Source organism: Mycobacterium sp. ELW1 (assembly GCF_008329905.1).
Taxonomy (GTDB): Bacteria; Actinomycetota; Actinomycetes; order Mycobacteriales; family Mycobacteriaceae; genus Mycobacterium.
The window spans coordinates 1330372-1350263 of sequence record NZ_CP032155.1 but is presented as its reverse complement, the minus strand read 5'-3'; the positions used below and the strand labels follow the sequence as shown (position 1 = coordinate 1350263).

General features: G+C 64.0%; 18 protein-coding genes and 1 pseudogene. 1 reads left to right on the top strand and 18 read right to left on the bottom strand.

The window, feature by feature from the left end; translation table 11 throughout:
* Positions 1-598: 598 nt before the first annotated feature.
* The 12 genes from D3H54_RS06300 to D3H54_RS06245 form a co-directional block, all read right to left on the bottom strand.
* Positions 599-1114 (bottom strand): Rv2253/PknI dimerization domain-containing protein, encoded by a 516-nt coding sequence (locus D3H54_RS06300; RefSeq protein WP_286199135.1) that lies wholly within the window; start codon positions 1112-1114, stop codon positions 599-601.
* A gap of 28 nt (positions 1115-1142) precedes the next feature.
* Entirely contained in the window at positions 1143-2735 is a 1593-nt protein-coding gene (locus D3H54_RS06295) for an MCE family protein (protein WP_149378327.1), read from the bottom strand.
* Positions 2735-4081: an MCE family protein gene (locus D3H54_RS06290; protein WP_149378326.1), complete on the bottom strand. Its 1347-nt coding sequence runs from the start codon at positions 4079-4081 to the stop codon at positions 2735-2737. The genes D3H54_RS06295 and D3H54_RS06290 overlap by 1 nt, the downstream gene beginning before the upstream one ends.
* Positions 4078-5523, bottom strand: coding sequence for an MCE family protein (locus D3H54_RS06285; protein WP_149378325.1), 1446 nt, complete (start codon positions 5521-5523; stop codon positions 4078-4080). The genes D3H54_RS06290 and D3H54_RS06285 overlap by 4 nt, the downstream gene beginning before the upstream one ends.
* Positions 5520-6608, bottom strand: coding sequence for an MCE family protein (locus D3H54_RS06280; protein WP_149378324.1), 1089 nt, complete (start codon positions 6606-6608; stop codon positions 5520-5522). The genes D3H54_RS06285 and D3H54_RS06280 overlap by 4 nt, the downstream gene beginning before the upstream one ends.
* Entirely contained in the window at positions 6608-7633 is a 1026-nt protein-coding gene (locus D3H54_RS06275; protein WP_149383371.1) for an MCE family protein, read from the bottom strand. Before D3H54_RS06275 ends, D3H54_RS06280 begins: the two co-directional genes overlap by 1 nt.
* Entirely contained in the window at positions 7633-8910 is a 1278-nt protein-coding gene (locus D3H54_RS06270) for an MCE family protein (RefSeq protein ID WP_149378323.1), read from the bottom strand. The genes D3H54_RS06275 and D3H54_RS06270 overlap by 1 nt, the downstream gene beginning before the upstream one ends.
* Positions 8911-8919: 9 nt before the next feature.
* Positions 8920-9765, bottom strand: coding sequence for an ABC transporter permease (locus D3H54_RS06265; RefSeq protein WP_149383370.1), 846 nt, complete (start codon positions 9763-9765; stop codon positions 8920-8922).
* A gap of 19 nt (positions 9766-9784) precedes the next feature.
* Positions 9785-10528 carry an MlaE family ABC transporter permease gene (locus D3H54_RS06260; RefSeq protein ID WP_286199255.1) on the bottom strand — a complete coding sequence of 248 codons (744 nt, stop codon included), beginning with the start codon at positions 10526-10528 and terminating at the stop codon, positions 9785-9787.
* A 460-nt stretch (positions 10529-10988) separates the two neighbouring features.
* A complete protein-coding gene (locus tag D3H54_RS06255) occupies positions 10989-11921 on the bottom strand; it encodes an alpha/beta hydrolase (protein ID WP_149378321.1) in 933 nt (310 codons plus the stop codon).
* Entirely contained in the window at positions 11921-13195 is a 1275-nt protein-coding gene (locus D3H54_RS06250; RefSeq protein WP_149378320.1) for a cytochrome P450, read from the bottom strand. Before D3H54_RS06250 ends, D3H54_RS06255 begins: the two co-directional genes overlap by 1 nt.
* 11 nt (positions 13196-13206) lie before the next feature.
* Positions 13207-13398 carry a hypothetical protein gene (locus D3H54_RS06245; RefSeq protein ID WP_149378319.1) on the bottom strand — a complete coding sequence of 64 codons (192 nt, stop codon included), beginning with the start codon at positions 13396-13398 and terminating at the stop codon, positions 13207-13209.
* On the opposite strand from D3H54_RS06245, the gene D3H54_RS06240 reads away from it, so the two are divergent.
* Positions 13388-14473: an NHL repeat-containing protein gene (locus D3H54_RS06240; RefSeq protein WP_286199134.1), complete on the top strand. Its 1086-nt coding sequence runs from the start codon at positions 13388-13390 to the stop codon at positions 14471-14473. The two genes, D3H54_RS06245 and D3H54_RS06240, sit on opposite strands and share 11 nt — an antisense overlap.
* Here D3H54_RS06240 and D3H54_RS06235 read toward each other — a convergent pair.
* The 6 genes and pseudogenes from D3H54_RS06235 to D3H54_RS06210 form a co-directional block, all read right to left on the bottom strand.
* Positions 14448-15440 (bottom strand): LLM class flavin-dependent oxidoreductase, encoded by a 993-nt coding sequence (locus D3H54_RS06235; protein ID WP_149378318.1) that lies wholly within the window; start codon positions 15438-15440, stop codon positions 14448-14450. The two genes, D3H54_RS06240 and D3H54_RS06235, sit on opposite strands and share 26 nt — an antisense overlap.
* Before the next feature lie 12 nt (positions 15441-15452).
* A complete protein-coding gene (locus D3H54_RS06230; protein WP_149378317.1) occupies positions 15453-16622 on the bottom strand; it encodes a thiolase family protein in 1170 nt (389 codons plus the stop codon).
* Positions 16615-18131, bottom strand: a pseudogene (locus tag D3H54_RS06225) (class I adenylate-forming enzyme family protein). Before D3H54_RS06225 ends, D3H54_RS06230 begins: the two are co-directional and overlap by 8 nt.
* 9 nt (positions 18132-18140) lie before the next feature.
* Positions 18141-18452 (bottom strand): hypothetical protein, encoded by a 312-nt coding sequence (locus D3H54_RS06220; protein ID WP_149378316.1) that lies wholly within the window; start codon positions 18450-18452, stop codon positions 18141-18143.
* On the bottom strand, positions 18449-19576 hold the full coding sequence (locus D3H54_RS06215) for an amidohydrolase family protein (protein WP_149378315.1): 1128 nt from the start codon (positions 19574-19576) through the stop codon (positions 18449-18451). Before D3H54_RS06215 ends, D3H54_RS06220 begins: the two co-directional genes overlap by 4 nt.
* A gap of 72 nt (positions 19577-19648) precedes the next feature.
* A complete protein-coding gene (locus D3H54_RS06210) occupies positions 19649-19852 on the bottom strand; it encodes a ferredoxin (protein ID WP_149378314.1) in 204 nt (67 codons plus the stop codon).
* Between the last annotated feature and the right edge of the window lie 40 nt (positions 19853-19892).

Sequence of the window (19892 nt, the reverse complement as noted above, 5' to 3'; positions counted from 1 at the left end):
CAATGGCCGAAGCCATGTAGTGCGTCGGGCGTCGACGGGTAGACGTGTCCGCTCCGAGGTCGAATCCACTGTCGCACAGCGATATCCGCACCGAAGCTCGCGCCTCCCCTTGGACCTGTGGCGACGACTCGCCGTCAGCGCTCCGAGCGCCCGCATTCGGGCCGGCGAGACCAGCATTCTCGGCGCCGCGGGACTACCCCTGACGCCCCGCGTCTGTGGCTGTGGCGGGTCGATGCTCTAGGTTTACCTTTGATGCGGATGGTAATTCGAGTGTGACCTCGCATCGGGCCCACCCGGTTTGATCCTCAATGCCAACTTGTGGCTCCGCGTGCGGTTCCCCCAGCGTGTGAGGCAGCAAGCTGCTTGGGTGAGAACCAATAAGCTTGTCGTCCAACAGCTTTAGTGCTGTTGCGCGTCACCTCTTTGCCCGACTCCCCGCCGCCGAACACGGGCGGCGTAGCCGTGCATGCACGGCTGTGCCGAAACGCCAGCACTGGTAGCGAGCTGCGGCGGGTCGCAAAGCCGCATCATCGACATCGATGGCTGGCCAGCTAGCGCCGGCACAAGCGCTGCCAGGTGCCGCCAGACACCTATCGTCCTAGTCGACCTTGTCGAGTCTGATCGGCATTCTGATGACAAGCAGCTGGTTGATGCCACAAGCCCCACTCGGTCCGGTCGTTCGTTGCTCGCCGCCTAACGTCGGAGACCCGGTGGCCACGTATCCCGTCGCGTCGACGGGCCAGAATCGGTACCTCTGGTGGCCAGGGGCGGCGGTGCCGTCTGCGCACGGCTCCCAGTTCGGGAGGTCGCGGTCGACGATCCAGGCGTCGGAATTGTGGATGAGCGGCGCGGTCCAGCCTTGGTCGCTGGTCACTTGGCCGCTGCAGTCGACAGGGTTGGAGCAACTCGATGTGATGGTCCAGGTGCTGCTGACGGTCGCCTCGTTGTGGTAGGAGTCATTCGTCTTCGCCCAGTCGCCGTTAGCCGTAACGATGTAGGTTCCGTTGAGTGCCAGGCCATCTTGGGACGCGCGGGCAGACGGCGGCGCGCCGAGGCCGGTCATGGCTGTCGCCATGAAGGCCGCTGTTCCGGCGATCACACGATGTGTGTGCATCACTTCATCCTCCACACATAGGTCGAATCTAGTTGGGCAGTAAGTCCTTCCATGTTTTGGGTGCCCCACCTGCCACGAGGTCCGGCTGCCGATAAACCTGCCCTTCGGGTGTGACGTACATGCCGGTCCGCGGGTTGTACTCGGCAATGCCGACCGATGGCTCGGAGCCGGTTACGAATGAGCTCGGCGCGACGGCCGGCGCACTGCCGTCAGCTCCGGTCGGCGGCGGTGCCGCGGCCGGCGCCGACGGCACATCAGCCGGTGGCGGTGGACCGACAGGCGCCGCCGACGGCGGCTGGGGCATTCCTGGCGGCATCGGCGTTCCGTCGATCGGACCAAAGATGTGATCGCCGAGGGTGACTCGATCATCGGGTGGGACGCCCTGTGCTATCAGGTTCGGATCCAGCGGATACGGCCCGGTGGCATGTTGGCGCATCGCCAGCGGTTCGTACGGCTTGTCGCTGTCACAGATCTCGACGGTGGGTGCGCGCTTTCCGGGGTGTCCCATGCAGGGGTAGTTGCGCGCACCGCGGACCACGATGGGAGAGTCTTGGGGCAGTTTGCAATACAGCCCATCAGGAGTGTCGACCGTGGTGGTGTCGGCCGGAGACCGCCACTGTGAGGGTGGCAGGAACCCGACCGTGCACGCCGGTGGATCCCCGAGACTGACAGCGAAGTCGCCCATGGGAAACCCCGTCGGGTTGTTCCGGGACAGGCCGAATGCCTGCGTGGACGCCACTGACGGCGGTAACAACACCAATAGCTGTTGCAGCGACGGGTGATACGTCACCGCGATCTGTCCGAGGGTGGTCAGGTTCGCCAGCAATACCGGTAGCGTCGGCTTTACCTGGTTGAGCAACTGAGATACCTCGTTGGCGGCGCCGGGCCCGGTCTGCAGCAGCGTCCGCACCTGCGGGTCGTCGGTCACCACCTGCGATGTTATGCCGGCCAGGCTGTGCGCCCAGGTCCTGAGGGCGTCGGTGCTGTCGGCCTGGGAATCCAGCAGCGGTGCGGCGTCGTCCACCAAGCTGCGGGCGGGTTCGGCGACACCATTGATGTCTCCGACCACTTTGGCTGACGAGTCGAACAACGAGCCCAGGTCGTCGCCGACGCCGTGGAAACCATTGAACGACTCGTCGAGAAGCCCGGATAACTTGCCCTGCGGGATGCTGTTGATCAGGGCGCTGACCTTGTCCAACATCGGGCCGACGGGTTGCGGAATCGTGGTGTCAGCGGCCGAGATCACTGAGCCGTCATGCAGGTAGGGTCCAGCGTCGGAGCGTGGCCGCAAGTCCACGTACTGCTCGCCGACCGCGGAGATGCTGCGGACCTCGGCGTGCAGGTCAGCCGGTATGTTCGGCGAAGTGTCGAGCGATAATGTCGCCTTTGGGCCGGTCGACGTCAAATTCACCGCCGTGACCTTGCCGACCTGCACTCCGCGGTAGGTCACGTTGCTGAAGCGATAGAGGCCGCCAGCGGCAGGCAGCTCCAACGTGACGGTGATGCGGCCCACACCGAGCAGGGTCGGCGCTTGAAGGTAGGAGAAGATCATCACCAACACGCCGACAATGGAGGCAATCGTGAAGATCGCCAACTGGATTCGGACGAAACGGGTCAGCATCAGCCACCCGCGTTCGTAGCTGGCGCGACCCCAGTTGGGGCGCCTTCGACTGGCGGAAGCGGTGGCTGCTTCTGCTGACCCGTGAAGACGTCCAGGGGCGAGCTTCCCGGCGGCGACGTGGTCGGCATTGATGGCGGTGGAGCCACGGGTACTAACGGCTCCGACACCGGTGGCATCGGTGTGGCTTCGGCCGCTGTCGCGGGCCCGGATCCGGGCGGGGCGGCATCGGCGGGCGGCGGGTTGATGCCGGTAGCGAGGGGGTTGTAGGTGTAGTTCAGATACCACGGGTCGCCCGGCGCCGGCACCAATGCCGCGCCCTCTTGCCCCCAGCGGGTACCGGCGAATAATGTCCGTTTGAGCCGCGGAACGGTGAGATCCAGGATGGCGTAGAAGTTTACGTAGTCCCCCCGAACGGCCCGGTCGACGAAATCCTGGCCATATGGGTACACGGTCGCCTGGGCAAGCGCCGTATCCAGATCGGGTCCGACATCAGCGAGCGCTTTGATTGTCGGCTGCAGGTTTTGCAGGTTCTTCACCAGGTCGGCCTGCGTACTGTTGACCAGCCCCCGGGTGGTATCGCTGAAAACGCGCAGCTTGTCCAGCGCCGTGGTGAGGCGGGGGCGCTCCTTGTTCAAAACGTCGAGCGCCAGCGGTATCTTTGTCAGCGCCTTGGTGATGACGTCACGTTGGTCGGCGAATGTCGTGGCGAGCCGGTTGAGCGACTGAATGGAGGCGATGATGTTGTCGTGCTGAGCGTCCAGAATGCCGACAAAGGTGTCCAGTCGGGTGATGAGGTCACGGATCTGGTCCTCGTGGCCAGATAGCGCGGCGTTGAAATTGTGGATGATGTCGCCGATTTGACCCAGGCCGCCGCCGTTGACGACGGCAGCCAGTGACGCCAACGTCTGCTCGGTGGACGGGTAGGTCGAGGATCTATTCAGTCCGATAGTGGCGCCCGGTTGCAGCTGCCCGGTCGGCGGTTGCCCGAGCGGTGGGTTGAGGGCCAGATGCATGGATCCCAGTAGGCTGGTTTGCCCGACGCTGGCCACCGCGTTAGCGGGAACGATCACATCCGGTTTGACTGAGATCTCGACATCGGCATGCCAGCCCTGCAGCTTCATCTGGCCGACACTGCCGACCACCACATCATTGATCATGACCGGTGAATTCGATTCCAGCGTGCCAACATTGGCGATCTCGACGTGATAGGTGTGGGCATCACTGCCACGCCCGACCGCGCCGGGCAACGGCAATGAGTTCACGCCGTGAAAAGCACATCCCGTCGTTGCCAACGCGATGGTGCACGCGACCCCCGCCAGGCGGCGCGCCAATCGTTTGTCCATCATGACGGCGGCGTCCCTTCCGGGGTCAGCGGCGCACCGGGCTGCGGGCCGCTGGCGTTCGGTGCTTCGGCCGGAAGGATGACCTCTCCCAAGGTTTTCGGCGGACCGGGCAGCGGCGCCCCGGGATACAACGCGGGCGAGGGAAATGCCGGCAAATGCTGCGGCGCCGATGGGCCTGGAGCCACCGCCGGCGGCTGTGCGGGCCCCGGCGGGTTCAGTCCCGTGTAGGCCGACACTGCGGGCGGGAGATCGGGCGCGCCAGCGGCCGGTCCGGCACCGCCGGGCACCAGCCTCGGGTCGGAGTAGACGAGGTTGGTGGGGCTCGCCGACTTCATGAGGTACGGGTTGAGGGGCAGCGGCAAATAATTGAAGTTGAGCAAGCGTAAGGCGGGACCGAGGTACTGCGCACACAGCTTCGCTGTTTCTGGCGCGGTGGCGTTCTCGACGGCACCGATCGCCGAGCAGAAAAATGCTCCCGGGCTGGAGAAGTTGTTGAAGACGAATTGACCGACCGCCGTGCCGGTGTCGGGGTTGTAGATGTTGTAGAAGTTGGCGAACGCGTTCGGCGCGGCGTGTAGGACGTTTTCAAGGTCCATCCGGTGATCGACAATGTTCTGGGTGACGTTGGCCAGCCGCGTGATCTGTTCAGCGGTCTGATTGCGGCTTCCTGCAATGAATCGCTGCACGTCACCGACGGCTGTCGACAGATCGCTCAGTGCGGCGTCGAGGTTGGATCTGCTGTCGTTCACCACGCTGCTGAGCGTGGCGAGGCGATCACCGAACTGCACAATTTGCGTGTTGCTGTCGCGAAGGGCGGTGACGAATGTCTGCAGGCTCTTGATGATGTCGACGATATTGCCGCTGCCGTTGGCCAGGATCCGCCCGACGCCTGATAGTTGGACCAGAGCCTGTCGCAACTTTTCGCCGTTTCCACCCAGCGCATCGGCGGCGCTGTCAATGAACCGGGAAACCGATGTGCTGGACACATCACTCGTGGGTCCCAAATCCGTTGCCAGCCGCATCAACTGATCCTTGACCTCGTCCCAATCGACCGGGACGGCGGTGCGTTCGACCGGGATCACCGCATTATCAGGCATCGTGGGGCCGGTGTCCCGATAGGCCGGTGTGAGTTGGACATAGCGTGCCGCGACAAGGTTCTGGGCGACGATCACAGCTTTGGCGTCGGCGCGCACCGACACGTCACGGTCAATGTCCAGCGTCATCTTGGCCTGAATACCTTCGGGCTGGATGGCGGCGATGGTACCCACCTTCACGCCGGCGACCCGCACCTCGTCACCCGGGTAAATCGCGGTCGCGGCCGTGAAGTATGCGGTAATGGTCCTGGGGCGCAACAACGTTTGCCGGACAATCAGAGCAGCGCCGGCGAAGAGAAGGACCGTCAAGACGACCGCCAGGGCCGCCGTTCCACGCTTACGCGACTTCATGGGTGATCTCCTGGTTGCGGAATTCCGTTGTAGGGGAACTGCAACTCGGCGCGAGGGCCGGCGTTGTCCGGTGGTTGGCCAGCGTCGACGCCCCGCCGGAACCCGAACGCGTAGTCCAGAAACGGCTGAAGCAACTCCGCCGGCGAGAGGTTGGGGACGAACGCTTGATAGAAGGGACCATTGGCGACAGCTTCGCCCTGTGTCCTCTGGAACTTCGCCAGGCCTGGCAACGCCTTCGCAATGTCGTCACGATCTTTCTCCAGCATTGCGGTCACCGAATTCAGTTTCTCCAGCGCCGGTGCCAGTTCCTTTTCGTTGTCATGGACGAGGCCCGAGAGTTGTTGGCTCAGTTCGGACGTGTTGCTAAGGAGCTCGATGACGGCCTGCCGGCGGGCGACCAGCACCCCGAGCAGATCGTTGGCGTTGAGGATCAACGTGTTGAGCTGTTGGCTGCGCTGCGACAAGATCCCGGTGACATCGCTGGCACTTTTGAGCAGCGCACCCAACGACTCATTGCGACTGTTGAGCGACCGCGACAACCGGGTCAGGCCGTCGAAAGTCGGACCCAGCTGCGGTGCGACACGATCGATCGTCGCCGACAGCGTATCCAGGGACTGATTCAGCGAATCGGTGTCAGTCCCGGCGGCATTGCTGGTGAGGTCGCTGACCGCCTCGGTCAACGAGTAGGGCGAGGAGGTACGCCCGACTGGGATCACCTGGGACGGATGCAGAACTTGGCTGCCGGCGGACTCCAGGGTCAGTATCCGCTCACCCAGCAGCGTGCCGGTCCGGATGTGGGCAGTGGTGTCCGACCCCAGAACAACCGTCCCGTCGAGGGTGAAGGTCACCAGGGCATCCCCGTGATACAGAGCGACATTCGACACCGCGCCAACCTTGAACCCTGAAACGGTCACAATATTGCCGGTGGTAAGTCCGCCCGCTTCGGAGAACAACGCCTGGTATCTGACCGCCGTTGCCAGCGACCATAGGGACTGTGGCTGAAGGCCGACCGCGATGACGAGGACGATCAGCACGACACCGATAAATCCGGTGCGAACGAGATTGGATCCGCGGTACTTAAGCATCAGGGTTCGCTACACCTTCCGCCTTCTTGCTTAACCCAAGGAAAGACCGCTGTCCTGCCTTGTAAATCGCTGGCCCGAAAACTGATTCCGCACAGGTAGTAGGGGAACCAGCTGCCGTATGCACCGAGGCGGACAAGTTTGCGGTAGTTCTCCGGCGCCTTCTGCAATGCCAGGTCGATGCGGTCCTTGTCCTGATCGAGCAGCGGCGCGAGCCGATGTAACTGGTCGATCGTGCCGGCCAACGGAGGACGCGCTTGGGTCAGCAGATCGGTGATGGAAGCGGTTCCCTTGTCGAGCGCTTCGATGGCGGAACCGATCGGGTCGCGGTCTTGCGATAAACCGGTGATCAGCTTCTCCAAGCCGTCGATTGCCCCGGAGAACTTGTCGCCATCCTTGGCGAGCGTGGCCACCACCGTGTTCAAGTTGTCGATAAGTTGTTCAACGACTTGACCGTTGTCCGCCAACGCGTTTGAGAATGACGACGTCTTTGACAGCAGAGACGCAAGCGCGCCGTCCTGGCCCTGGAACACCTGGATGAGCGAGGTCGTCAACGCGTTGATGTCTTGCGGGTTCAAGCCCTGAATGACTGGCTTCAGACCGCCGAGCAGCAGATCGAGGTCGAGCGCCGGGTCGGTGCGGTCCGGAGGGATCTGGGATCCTGCCGGCAGCACCTTCATCGAGCCCGGGCCGTCCTCCAGTTCGAGGTAACGGTCGCCGACCAGGTTGAGGTAGCGTACCGCTGCTCGGGTACCGGTAGTAAGGACGACGCTGCGGTCGGTGTCAAACGTCACCACCACCATTTTGTCCGGGCGCAGCGAGACATGGTCGACCGTGCCCACCCGCAGCCCGGCGACCCGCACGGAGTCTCCGGCCTTCACGCGCGACGCGTCGGCGAATACCGCTGAGTATCCGTTGGTTTCACCGGTGCGGTATTGGCCGAAAATCAGGAAGAGGAAGGCGGTCAGGACGGCCATCACGACCACGAAGACCGCGAACTTGAGGAACGTCGCACGTGCACTCGGTATCACCCGGGCTGTCCTATCTGTGCGCTGTTGCGCGGCGGGCCGTCGATCGGACCGAACAACAGTTGTTTGAGACCGTCGGAATTCAGCAGGATTCCCTGGTTGCCGTACTTCCAGGGACTGGCGCCCACGTCGGTAACCAGAAAAGGTGGACGCGCTCCGGGGGCCACGTTGGGCAGGCCCTGGCATTGCACATCACCGGTGGCCGCGACCTTCGGCAGATCGCCGGGGTAGCGGTACCGATCGACCCCGAGCGCGAAGCTGATCAATACTTCGGCACCGGGTTCAGGCAGCGGCGGATTCTTCGCGAACGCCACCAGACCGCCCAGCGCGCAGGTCAGGCCGTCGTGGTATTGGTTCGTGAGGTCGGTGGTTGGCACCAGAAGATGCAGCACATCAGTCAGGGACTGTCGATTGGTACCGACCACGTCGTTGCCGATGTCGGCCAGCCCGATCGCACTGACCAGGAGCGCGTCTAGGTTTTGTTGTTCGTCGACAACGGTTTGGCTGATCCGCGTGGAGTTGTCGACGGTCTTGATGAGGTCGGGTGCGGCATCAGCGTAGGCGGCGGTGACAGTCGGCATCACGGCGATGTCGTGGCTCAGATTCGGCAGACTCGGATCCAACTTGGCAAGAAAAGAATCGAGGTCAGTCAGTGTCTGGCCGATCTGCTGACCTCGGCCATTGACGGCCGACGCGATCGCGCCGAGGGTCTCATTCAGTTTTTCCGGCTCGATCTTGGACAGCACCGACCGGAGTTGCTCAAAGACCGTGTTGATCTCGACCGTGACGTGCCCTGCGTCGAGGACCTGCCCGGCCTGCATGGTCTGCGCCGACGGTGTGTGGGGAGGGACCAGTTGAATGTACTTGGCGCCGAACACTGTTGAGGACGTGATGTCGACGAGCACGTTGGCGGGAATCAGAGGCAACTGCGTGGGATCCATCGCCAAGTGAATGGCCGCCTGGCCGTCGGGTCGTTCCTCGATGGAGGCGACCTTGCCCACCTGCACCCCGAGCATCTTGACCTTGGCATCGGGATTCATGACCAAACCGGCGCGCTGCGACAAGACGGTCACCGGAACCGTCTCGGCGAACGAGCCCCTGAACAGGCCGACGGCAACGACCACGATCACCCCTAGGGCCAGGACGGTGACCAATCCGGCTACTGGGCGGGCGTAGCTGCGCGAGCCGAAGCTGTGCCCCGCGGCTGCGGCGACGGGCGCGGCGGCGCTGGCCGTCTCCGAGCGGTGAATCGGGCCCGGGCCAAGGTTATTGGTCACGTCGCTCCCCTACCCCGACAGGTTGAAGTTGCCATTGGCGCCGTAAATGGACAGGGAGACAAGCAGTGTCACCGAGACGACCACGACGAGAGAGGTACGCACGGCATTGCCCACGGCGACGCCCACTCCGGATGGCCCCCCGGTGGCGAAGTAGCCGAAGTAGGTGTGGATGAGCAGGATGGCGAGCGCCATCAGAATGGCCTGAAGAAACGACCACAATAGGTCAATGGGGTTGAGGAAGGTGTCGAAGTAGTGGTCGTACAGTCCAGCCGACTGCCCGAAGAGTACGACGGTAACGAACTGACTGGCCACGAACGACAGGATGACGGCGATACAGTACAGCGGCGTGATCGCGATCATGCCAGCGACTATCCGCGTGCTGACCAGGTACGAAATCGGCCGGATCGCCATGGTTTCCAGCGCATCGATCTCTTCATTGATTCGCATGGCGCCCAATTGCGCGGTCACCCCGGCCCCGAATGTCGCGGCGAGGCCGATGCCTGCGACGACCGGGGCGGAGATTCGAACGTTGATGAACGCCGCCAAGAATCCGGTCAACGCCTCGATGCCGATGTTGCCCAGCGAACTGTATCCCTGGACCGCTAGGGTCCCCCCTGCTGCCAGCGTCAGGAATCCGACGATCACCACAGTGCCCCCGATCATCGCCAAGGTGCCGGCGCCCATGCTGATCTCGGCGATCAGCCGTGTGATTTCACGCCGGTAGTGAGTGGCCGCGAAGGGTGTCCCGACAATCGCTTTGCCGTAGAACAGGGTGTGGTCACCGATTCGGCTCATCAGGCCGACCGGCTTGGCGAGCTGAGAGCTGGCGCGCGGATAGCGGCTTCTGAGGGTCATCGCGACCACGGCGCGTCCGTCATTTGGCCGTCATTCGGATGCCGATGGCCGTTACGACCACATTGACGACGAACAGCGCCATGAAGGCGAACACCACGGTCTCGTTCACCGCATTGCCGACAGCCTTGGCGCCTCCCCCGGATATCGTCAGCCCGCGATAGCAGGCCACCAGGCCCGCGATCAATCCGAACAGGGTGGCCTTGATGCACGAGATGATCAGCTCGGGGACACCGGTCAACAAGGTGATACCCGCCGCGAACGCGCCGGGGTTGACGTCTTGGACGAACACCGAGAAGAAGTAGCCACCGAGAATGCCGACGAGGCAGACCAGGCTGTTCAGCAGCAGTGCCACCAACCCGGAGGCCAACATGCGTGGTGTCACCAGCCGCTGCACCGGATGGATGCCCAGGACCTCCATCGCGTCGATCTCTTCGCGGATCGTCCGCGAGCCCAAATCAGCGCAGATGGCGGTGGCGCCGGCACCGGCGACGATCAACACCGTCACGGTCGGGCCGACCTGCGTCACCGCACCGAACGCGGCACCGGCGCCGGACAGGTCCGCGGCGCCAAGCTCCCGCAACAGGATGTTGAGCGTGAAGCTGATCAAGACGGTGAACGGGATTGCCACCAAGAACGTCGGAGCCAGCGAGACCCTGGCGATGAACCACGCCTGCTCGAAGAACTCACGTCCCTGAAACGGTCGCCGCAAGGCGAACTTCACCGCGTCGGCCGACATCGCAGCCAGTCCGCCCACAGCCTGCATCGGCCCGGAGAGGCCTCGCCCGACGGCAGCGCCGGGTGACCAGCGGTCAGCTGCTCTACTCGCCGTCACAAGGCGTCTCCGTACTCGCTTCGACCGATGACCTGAAGCGGACCTCAAGGCGTCCCGCGGTCATCGGTGCTCCTACTTGTCTGATCACGGCCCGGCCGAGCCGAGTGTTGCTGTTGTCCGGTACGTGGTGCTGCGTGAAACGTACTACCTCAGCACATTTGCGGGACATAATCAGCCAAAATAGTAGTGTGTCATTCTCGTATTGAGTAGTCATGAGGTCTCTTCTGACAAGTATCAACGGCGCGCACCAGGAGCATGCGCCACTAACGCGCGCGACAAATTTCATGGATCGCGAAGGGCAAGTCCATCCGCTCTCCCTTGGTCGGCGGTGCCGGGGCGCAAGCAGCGCCCCTCGCCATCGCGGCAGCACAGCGGCCAGCGCGCAGATTAGTTAGTAGGAGAAGGCGCGGTGCAGACTCCGCGCGTGCAAGGTCCGGACTTCCCGAGACACTTCCCAGTCCGGCACAGCGGCGTCAAACCCGTGGAATGCAGCCGCAAAGACGTGCAGTTCGGTGTGGACATACGCCCGAAACAGGCGATGAGCGTACGCGATAGCTTCATCGCGGCACGGGTCGATCTCGGCACAGCTGATGAACGCCGGCGGCAAACCCTCGAGGTTCGGTCGGTGCGCCGGAATGTCACGGGCAGAGGACGCCGCGTCGCCGAGGTAGTGTTCCCAGCCGCGATCCATCGCGGCGCCACTGAGGCCAGGCGCTCGCGCGAACTCCCGTCGTGATCGGCTCGGGTCCGGATCCAGCATCGGCTCGTGCAGGATCTGAAGACGGATGCGGGGACCTTCGGCATCGAAGACCCGCTGAGTGAGGCCACTCGCTAATGCGGCCCCGGCGTCTCGTCCCGCCACCGCGACGCGGGTCGGGTCGGCGTTGAATTGTGGTGCGTGCCGCACGGCGTAGTAGAACGCCGCCTCGACGTCGTCCAGCGCGGCGGGGCACGGATGCTCCGGAGCCAGCCGGTAGTCGACAGACACCAGGAGGCAGTCGGTGGCCCTGACCAGCTCGACGCATTGAGCATGATCGGTGTCGAGATTGCCGGTGACAAAGCCACCGCTGTGGGCATACACAACGATCGGAGCGACGATCGAGGCCGAGGCCCGTCGATAGGTGCGAAGCGCCAACGGCGCCCCCGCCGGGCCGTGGATGGTAAGCGTCCTGATGTCGAGACCGGCCACGTCGACGGCCGCGCGACGTGAACTGGCGTGGTTCAGCCGGTCACGTTCGAGTGGGAGTGTCGCCGCATCGAAGTGAAGCAAATCCAGGGCGCCAGCGGCGTCTCGCAACACTGGGTCAAGCCGGCCGAGATTCATCACGACACCCACGCGAGCTCGACTTTCTGCCATCCGTTGAGCAGCGCAGAGGGATTGCGCTGCAGGGGATGGCCGGTCAAGCGAAGGCGATCCAGGTAGGGCAGCAGCCCGGCGATCGCGCTGCGCACCTCTTGACCGGCCAGATGGGCACCCAGGCAAAAGTGAATGCCGTGGCCGAAGGAGAGGTTTTTCGCGGCTGGCCGAGTGATGAGGAAGCGATCGGGGTCATCGAAGCGTCGAGGATCGCGATTGGCGGCCGCCATGTGCAGCGCGACGATCGCGCCTTTGGGTATGGCGGTGCCGGCGATCTCGGTCTCAGCCGTCGCCTCACGAAACGCGAACTGAATCGGAGCAGTCAACCGATTGGCTTCGTCAACCGCATTCGGCAGCAGGGCGGGATCATCCAGCAATATCTTGAGCTGATTGGGATTGGCCAACAGTTCGACCACGGTATTGCCGATGAGGTTGGTCGAGGTCTCATTGCCGGCGACCATGATCGTGATCGCCACCATCAGTGTTTCGACGTTGCTCAACGATTCGTTGTCAATCGCCGCCACCATGGCGCTGACCAGGTCGTTCCTCGGCTCTGCGCGCCGCTGCTCGATGAGCGGCACAAAGTATGTGCTGAACTCTTTGATCGTGCTGAGCATCAATTCATTGCGCTCGGTGGCGCTGGCCAGCTCGCCGCCCGCGGCCGCGGCGAACCCGTCCGACCAGCGTTTGGCACGGCCGTACTCGCTGGCGTCGATACCGAGAATGTGACAGATCATCTCCACCGGTAACGGGACCGCCAGCCGCTCCACCACGTCGAAGCTGCTCACGTCTGCGATGCCGGTCAGGCAGCGATCCACGATGGTGCTGATCGCAGTGGCCATCTCCTTGATTCGCGGGGGGGTGAAACCCCGACTCACGATGCGGCGCATCCTGGTGTGCTGCGGCGGGTCAGCGGCGGCAATCGTCTTGGCCGAGGCCATCTCGTTCATATCGACCGGGATGCCCGCTGCCAACGCCATCAGCCGCTCGATGACCTCGGGTTTCATCTCGGCAGCCGGATCCGGCGTGGTGTCGCCTTCGTAGGGATTGGGCCGCGACGAAAAGACCTCGGGATTTGATTGGACGGCTTTGACGTCGTCGAACCGGGATATCACCCAGATGTTGGATTGGGTGCGGTAGACCGGGAACCGCTCACGCAACTCGGCGTAGATCGCCGGCAATTGCTCACGCGGACCGGGTTTAAATGGCTCAAACTTCAGATCGGCGCCGTGTACCGGCATCGTCTCTCCTGTCACTTCACACGCTCCGAGTCGTTGAGATCGCCGCCCGCGCGCCATCTGTCAATCAGATCACCTTCCAAATAGTAGAACGTGATTTGCGTGAGAAGCAATGACGGTACGCTTTCAGCAGCAGTCAAAGACAGCCCAGGCGGGATGGCGTTCTGCGCCGGCCACGCCGGTGAGGAGGCCCGGATGTCGATCACGAGCGAGGACGCCAACACCGTTCCCGCGTTCGAAGTGCTGGGTGCCTGGGCGGAGGTATCCGCTATCCCCGGATCGGCTTCGTGCTGGGTCCACAACGCCATCGTCGTCAGCGGCGGCGGCGAGATCATCGGATTCCACGGCGGGCGGCTGGTCGCGTTCGACCCCGCGGGTCGGCTCCTGCGCACCGTCGAGACGGACCTGACCGAGGGGCATGGCGTCACGGTGGTGGAGGAGGGCGGCGAAGAGTTGCTGTGGGTCAGCGACCCGGGCTTCGTATTCACCTGTGGCGCCGACGAGGACGACCCGGACTGGCGTGCGCTTTTCGGCGCGGGTGTCCGACGACATCCGGGCGCGCCCCGGGTGGTGAAGATGACCCTGGATGGGCAGATCCGATCCGAACTGCCGATCCCGCCGGTGCATCCTGACGTTGCGGCGGGTCCCATGGGCCCGTATTGCCCCTGTGGCGTTGCCGTGGACGAAGAGCGACTCGGCGGCAGCGGCGACCTATGGGTAGCCGACGGCTACGGGTCGAGCGTGCTTCACCGTTTCGATAAAGACGGCAACCACGTCTCGACGTTGACCGGCACCGATGCCGGAGGCCCGCTGCTGTGTCCGCACGCCGCTTTCATCGACCGTCGGCGCGGCAAGGCACCCGAGCTTTACATCGCCGACCGGCTCAATACTCGGGTGGTCGTCTACGACATGGACGGACGATATGTGCGCAGCTTCGGTGAAGCGTTTTTGAGCAGCCCAAGCGATTTCACACAATGGGGCGACCTGTTGGTCATCGCCGAGCTGTACGGACGACTCGTCGTGGTCGATGATCACGACAACTTCGTCGGGTACCTCGGTGCGGAAGCGAGTGGCCCACCGGCCCAGAGCTGGCCCCAGCGGCCGGGGTGGCCCAACGATCTCGACACCGACGGGCGGCCCGTACCGCCGCATCTGCCTGAGCACGACCGATTCAATTCGCCGCATTCCGTTGCCTGTGACGCCGACGGTAATCTCTATGTGTCGGAATGGTTGATCGGCGGTCGGTACAGCAAGCTCATCCCGAAGGTGCAGGGGTGTTGAGCGCCGGCATGACGTCGTCGACGACGGTCTGCAGGTAACGCCACCCGATCTCGGGGGGCAACCCGCCAACGAGGGGGTGCAGGGGAAGCGGCGTCCCGCTGCGGACGATCGCCACCGCCTCGGGCACGGTGATGACACGATGGCTGCGGTTCTCCGCCCGGAGTTGCTCGACCGTGGTCGCGAATGAGACGCCGGCGGTGGTGGTGTTTCCCTTGTTGCTCGCGGCGTAGCCCAACGCGTCGTGCATGAGGTACGGCCCCAATTCCGCCCAGGCGCGATCGACATCGTCGGCAACGAACAGGGTGGTGGTCGTGTCTCGCGGCGTCAGCACACACACGCCAGGGTTTTGACTGTGCGCGCGAGCCTCCTCGCGCAACGCGGCCTCGAGAGTGGAATCGCTTGACTGGCCGAAGAAGTCAAGCCCATGACGCCCCGCCCGGCGGGCCGCGGGGATGCTGCCGCCACCCCAGGCCACCCGCGGTCCGCCCGCGGTGAACGGTGTTGGCGTGACATGGATGCGGCGTCCCGCATAGCAGAACGGCTCGCCGGTCTTGGCGCGCAGCAATATCCCCAGTTGTTCTTCGGCGATCGCCCCGCGGCGGTGAAAGTCCACTCCGTACATCTCGTATTCCTCGGGGCGGTAACCGATGGCCGCGATATAGCTGACGCGACCCCTGCTGAGATGATCGAGTACCACCATCTCTTCAGCGAGGCGCACCGGGTTGTACAGCGGCAGGAGCAGCACGGCAACCGTGATCGGCAGAGTGGTGGTGCTCGCCGCGAGGGCACTCGCGAGGATCATCGGCGAGGGCAAATAGCCGTCCGCGGTCCCGTGATGTTCATTGACGATGGCGGCCAACGCCCCGCGACTCTGCGCATAACTCGCCAACTCCAGTGCTGCGGCATAGAGTTCGGCGGCCGGTGCGCCGGTGCGCGGGGCCCGCATATCGAACCGTAGGGTGAACACGGCGGTGCCGGGTCAGAGCCGTTCGATGACCAGTGCCGAACCCATGCCCCCGCCGGCGCACATCGCGACGACGCCGATCGCGGCGTCGCGACGCGCGAGTTCGTGAACCATCGATACCACCATTCTGGCGCCGGTCGCAGCGATCGGATGTCCGAGGCTGATCCCGCTTCCGTTGACGTTGACGATCGACTCATCGAGGCCGAGTTCGCGGCTACACGCCACAGCCATGGTGGCGAAGGCTTCGTTGATGTCGAAGAGGCCCACGTCGCCCAGGCTCAGACCAGACCGCTTGAGCGCCAGTGGAATCGCCGTCACCGGGGCGACCCCGGTATGCGCGACGTCCACACCGACCGCGGCCCAACCACGGATTCGTGCCAGCGGCACCAATCCATGGCTCCGCGCGAACTCACCACTACCGATGACGAGCGCCGCGGCGGCGTCGTTGACGCCGGCGGAGTTACCCGCGGTGACCACTGCCCCCGGAATCTCGGGGTGCAGCACAGCGAGGGCCGCGAGCTTTTCTGGAGTTGTGCCAGCTCGCGGGTGTTCATCGGTGCCGAAGATGCTCCTGCGGTCGTCGACAGTCACTGGTACGCCGATGATCTCATCGTCGAAGTACCCGTTGGCGATCGCGTCGATTGCCCGCTGATGGCTTCGGGCCGCCCACGCATCGGCCTGCTCACGGGTAACCCCATAGAGGCGGGCAGTGTTCTCGCCGATCGTCACCGACATGTCGAAAGCCGGCACCGCAGGGCCGTCGGGGTGACTCGGCGGCGACCACCGAGTGGGCTCCGACCCGCCGGGTAATACCTTGCTTAGCCGTGGCATCGTGCTGGCGCTTTCGGTTCCGCCGGCCACGACGGTATCGGCCATGCCGGCCATGATGGTGGCGGCAGCCAACTGCACGGCCGTGCTGCCGGCGGCGCAATGCCGGTTGATGGCGACGGCGGGCACATTCGTCATGCCCATCTGCACCGCGACGTAGCGCCCGATCACACCACCGCCCTGCAACGATTCGGCCAGCATGAGGTCATCGATGTCCTGGACCGGGATCGTTGATCGCTCCACCGCCGCGGTGACGACGGTCGCCGCAAGCTGATAGGCGTCCACCGAGGTGAGGGAACCCTTGCGGGCGCGCCCGATCGGCGTGCGCGCAGCGGACAGGATCAGTGCTTCAGGCATCGTCGCTCCGTAGCAGTAGAGGTTCGGAAAGGTCGGCGAGCAGTTCACGACGCAGGATTTTGCCGGTGGCGGTGTGCGGCAACGCGTCACGGAACGCGACGAGCGCCGGTGTCTTCGAGCTGCGAAGCCGTGTCCGGACCCAGTCGCGCAGTTCTTCGGAATCGGCGGTCCGCCCGGCGCGCAGCACCACCGCGGCGGCGATATCTTGGCCCCAGCGTTCGTCGGGTATCCCGACCACGGCGGCTTGAGCCACCGCGTCGTGGGTTAACAGCACGTCTTCGATCTCGGCGGGCGCAATGTTCTCGCCGCCGCGGATGATGGTGTCGTCCGTGCGTCCTTCGACGAACAAGTAGCCATCGTCGTCGATCCATCCGCGGTCTCGAGTGGCGAACCACCCGTCGTCGTCCAGCACGATGCCCTGGCCGACATACTCCCCCGACACCTGCGACCCCCGCACGAAGATGTCGCCGGCCGCGCCGACGCGCACCGCTCCCTCGGGTCCCCGGATTTCAACCTCGATTCCCGGGATGAGCCGGCCCACCGACCCCAATCGGGCGCGCGCCAGCTCATCTCCGCTGATCGCGGCCCGATGATCATCGGGACTCAGAACCGCGATGGTGGAGCTGGTCTCGGTCAAGCCGTAAGCATTGACGAAGTCGGTCGTGGGAAACAGCCGGATTACGCGCTCGAGGACCGGGGCGGGCATCTTCGAGCCGCCGTAGGCCAACGACCGCAGTGTCGGTACCTCGGCAGTGGCCGCGTCGCCCACATGGTCGGCGATGCGGGCGAGCATGGTTGGGACGAGCAGGGCATGGCTGATCTGCTCAGTCCGTACGCAATCCAGCCAGCTTTCTGGGGTGAAATTCTCCAGATAGACCACCCGCCTGCCGGCGTAGACGTTGCTCAATAGGTTTGAGACACCGGCGATATGGTAGGGCGGGACGCTCACCAACGCGGCTTCGTGTTCAGCGGCTGAACCGAAGTCGACACTGCCCAGCAGGTAGGACACCAGGTGTTGATGGCGCAGCACGGCCGCCTTGGGCGCGGAGGTGGTTCCGCTGGTGTAGAGCAGCAGCGCTACGGCGTCGGCGTCGTCGGTCCAGCGCGGCGTGCCGTCGGCGGCCCCGGCACAGGCGGTGCGCCACCGCGCGGCGCTCCAAACCTGGGCGTCGGTGGGGGGTGAAGGTCCGAGACGACCAGCGCGTCGCGGTGGTGAGCCAGCAGCTCTGTTAGCGAGCGCCCGCTGAGGCGGTAGTTCACCGGTACCAACGGGATACCGGCCCAGGCGGCCGCAAACAGCGCCGTCGGGAAATCGACGGTGTTGACGCCGAGGTAGACCAGTTCACGGACGCCGAGATCACGCAGTGTCGCGGCACCAGCGCAGGCACGCTCGAGCAGACCCGGATAGGTCATTGCGGTGAAATCGAATTCAGCGGTGCGGGTTCGGCCGATTGCGATCCGGTCGGGCATCCCCATCGCTGCCATATCCAGCAGCGTCAGCAGGTTCATCGCCGACCCTCAATCCGATGCCGGCAGCGCCTTGGGCGCCTTAATGGCCAATTGCCTGCCTTCGGCGACCAACACCCCTGTGCCGGATTTGGTGCACAGCACCTCCAACCCCGATTCGTCGTCGACATAACGTTTTCCGAGCACGATGACGTCGTCGCCGGGGTGCCCTACTGCGGCGGGGCTAGTCGATGCGGCATCCACCGCATCCATCGGATGTCCGCCACAATGCAATTCGAGCGGGCGGTGAGGCGGTCGGATCACGATCACCTCGGCATCCGAGACGGTGCTGCGCAGGCGCTTTCCTGCCGTGAGGTCGCTCATCCCCAGAAGTGGTACAGCGTACGGGCATTGAGCTCGACGATCTTGCGCGCTTCGTCATCCGGTACGTCGACGAGGTGCTCGGCGAGCAGCTTGCGGGTGTGGGGCCAGTTCGAGTCCGAGTGTGGGTAGTCGCTTTCGAACATGATGTTGTCGACACCGATGCGGTGGCGCTGCTCGAGACCCGACTGATCTGAGATGAAACACCCATAGATGTGCTCTCGGAACAGCTCCGAGGGCAGTTTGTCGGCGTTGACGTTGCACCAGTACTTGTGCCTGCCCCACGAGTAGTCAATACGTTCCAGGATGTAGGGCATCCACCCGATACCGCCTTCGGAGAGGGCGACTTTGAGGTTGGGGAACTTGTAGAACACCTCCGACATCAGCAGATCGACGGTGGCCATCATGGAATTCAGCCCGAACAGTGCAATCCCGATGAACAAGTCACCGTCGGAGGCTAGCCCCTGCGGCATGCCGCCGGATCCGAAGTGCATCGACAGCGGGAGCTCGGCTTCCTCGCAGGCGCGCAGGATGGGGTCCCAGTGGTCAGTGTGGAATGACGGCAGCCCGATCTTGTGGGGTGCCTCGATGAACGAGATGGACTTAGCACCCCGGGCGGCGGTGCGTTCGATCTCGGCCACCGACGCCTCGATGTCCCAGAACGGGATCATCATCAGAGGGATCTGGCGGTCCGGGGCGTACGCGCACCATTCGTCGAGGATGAAGTCGTTGTAGGCGCTGATGCACAGCTTGGCGAAGTCTTTGTCCTTGGCTTTATGGAAGGTGCTGCCGGCAAATCCGCCGAAGTTCGGGAAGCACAGCTGGGCCCACACACCCTCGACGTCCATGTCTTTGATGCGGTCGGCAACCGAGTAGCAGCCCGGCAGCATGTCCTCGTAACTGCGTGGATCCATCCCGAACTCGCGGGGGTGCTTGCCCGCCACCGCGTTGAGGGCGAAGTTGCCGGACTGGGCGCCCTCGTACAGCCACGTGTCGTTGCCGTCGGGCAGTTTGACGATGCGGGGCGCGACCTCAGCATATTTGGCTGGCACGCGGTCCAGCCATACCCGCGGATGTTCGATGACATGGTCGTCCACGGAGATTATCTTCGCGTCATCGGGCAGCATAGGTTTGTCCTTCCAGTACCACTACAGCATCGTCAGAGTAGAACGTAACTTCCGTACCACGCAATTAGTAACTCAGTCGTCGCGGATACAAAGTGCCTGCTTGGGACACGCGTCGACCGCTTCGTGGACCGCATCCGCCAGCTCAGGCGGTGGGGTGGGCAGCAGGATTCGGACCGTCTCGCCATCCTCCCCCTCGACCAGGTCGAACACATCCGGGGCAACAGCCAGGCATAACGCGTTCGCCTCACAGCGCAACGGGTCCACAACCACCTTCATGCCTTCTAGTAGAACATTAGGTGCAAATTTGTACAATCAC

Bases quoted from the DNA above. Each gene is read 5' to 3' on its own strand.
- D3H54_RS06300 (WP_286199135.1), bottom strand. From the start codon at position 1,114: ATGCACACACATCGTGTGATCGCCGGAACAGCGGCCTTCATGGCGACA.
- D3H54_RS06295 (WP_149378327.1), bottom strand. From the start codon at position 2,735: ATGCTGACCCGTTTCGTCCGAATCCAGTTGGCGATCTTCACGATTGCC.
- D3H54_RS06290 (WP_149378326.1), bottom strand. From the start codon at position 4,081: ATGATGGACAAACGATTGGCGCGCCGCCTGGCGGGGGTCGCGTGCACC.
- D3H54_RS06285 (WP_149378325.1), bottom strand. From the start codon at position 5,523: ATGAAGTCGCGTAAGCGTGGAACGGCGGCCCTGGCGGTCGTCTTGACG.
- D3H54_RS06280 (WP_149378324.1), bottom strand. From the start codon at position 6,608: ATGCTTAAGTACCGCGGATCCAATCTCGTTCGCACCGGATTTATCGGT.
- D3H54_RS06265 (WP_149383370.1), bottom strand. From the start codon at position 9,765: ATGACCCTCAGAAGCCGCTATCCGCGCGCCAGCTCTCAGCTCGCCAAG.
- D3H54_RS06260 (WP_286199255.1), bottom strand. From the start codon at position 10,528: ATGCAGGCTGTGGGCGGACTGGCTGCGATGTCGGCCGACGCGGTGAAG.
- D3H54_RS06255 (WP_149378321.1), bottom strand. From the start codon at position 11,921: ATGAATCTCGGCCGGCTTGACCCAGTGTTGCGAGACGCCGCTGGCGCC.
- D3H54_RS06250 (WP_149378320.1), bottom strand. From the start codon at position 13,195: ATGCCGGTACACGGCGCCGATCTGAAGTTTGAGCCATTTAAACCCGGT.
- D3H54_RS06240 (WP_286199134.1), top strand. From the start codon at position 13,388: ATGTCGATCACGAGCGAGGACGCCAACACCGTTCCCGCGTTCGAAGTG.
- D3H54_RS06230 (WP_149378317.1), bottom strand. From the start codon at position 16,622: ATGCCTGAAGCACTGATCCTGTCCGCTGCGCGCACGCCGATCGGGCGC.
- D3H54_RS06220 (WP_149378316.1), bottom strand. From the start codon at position 18,452: ATGAGCGACCTCACGGCAGGAAAGCGCCTGCGCAGCACCGTCTCGGAT.
- D3H54_RS06215 (WP_149378315.1), bottom strand. From the start codon at position 19,576: ATGCTGCCCGATGACGCGAAGATAATCTCCGTGGACGACCATGTCATC.
- D3H54_RS06210 (WP_149378314.1), bottom strand. From the start codon at position 19,852: ATGAAGGTGGTTGTGGACCCGTTGCGCTGTGAGGCGAACGCGTTATGC.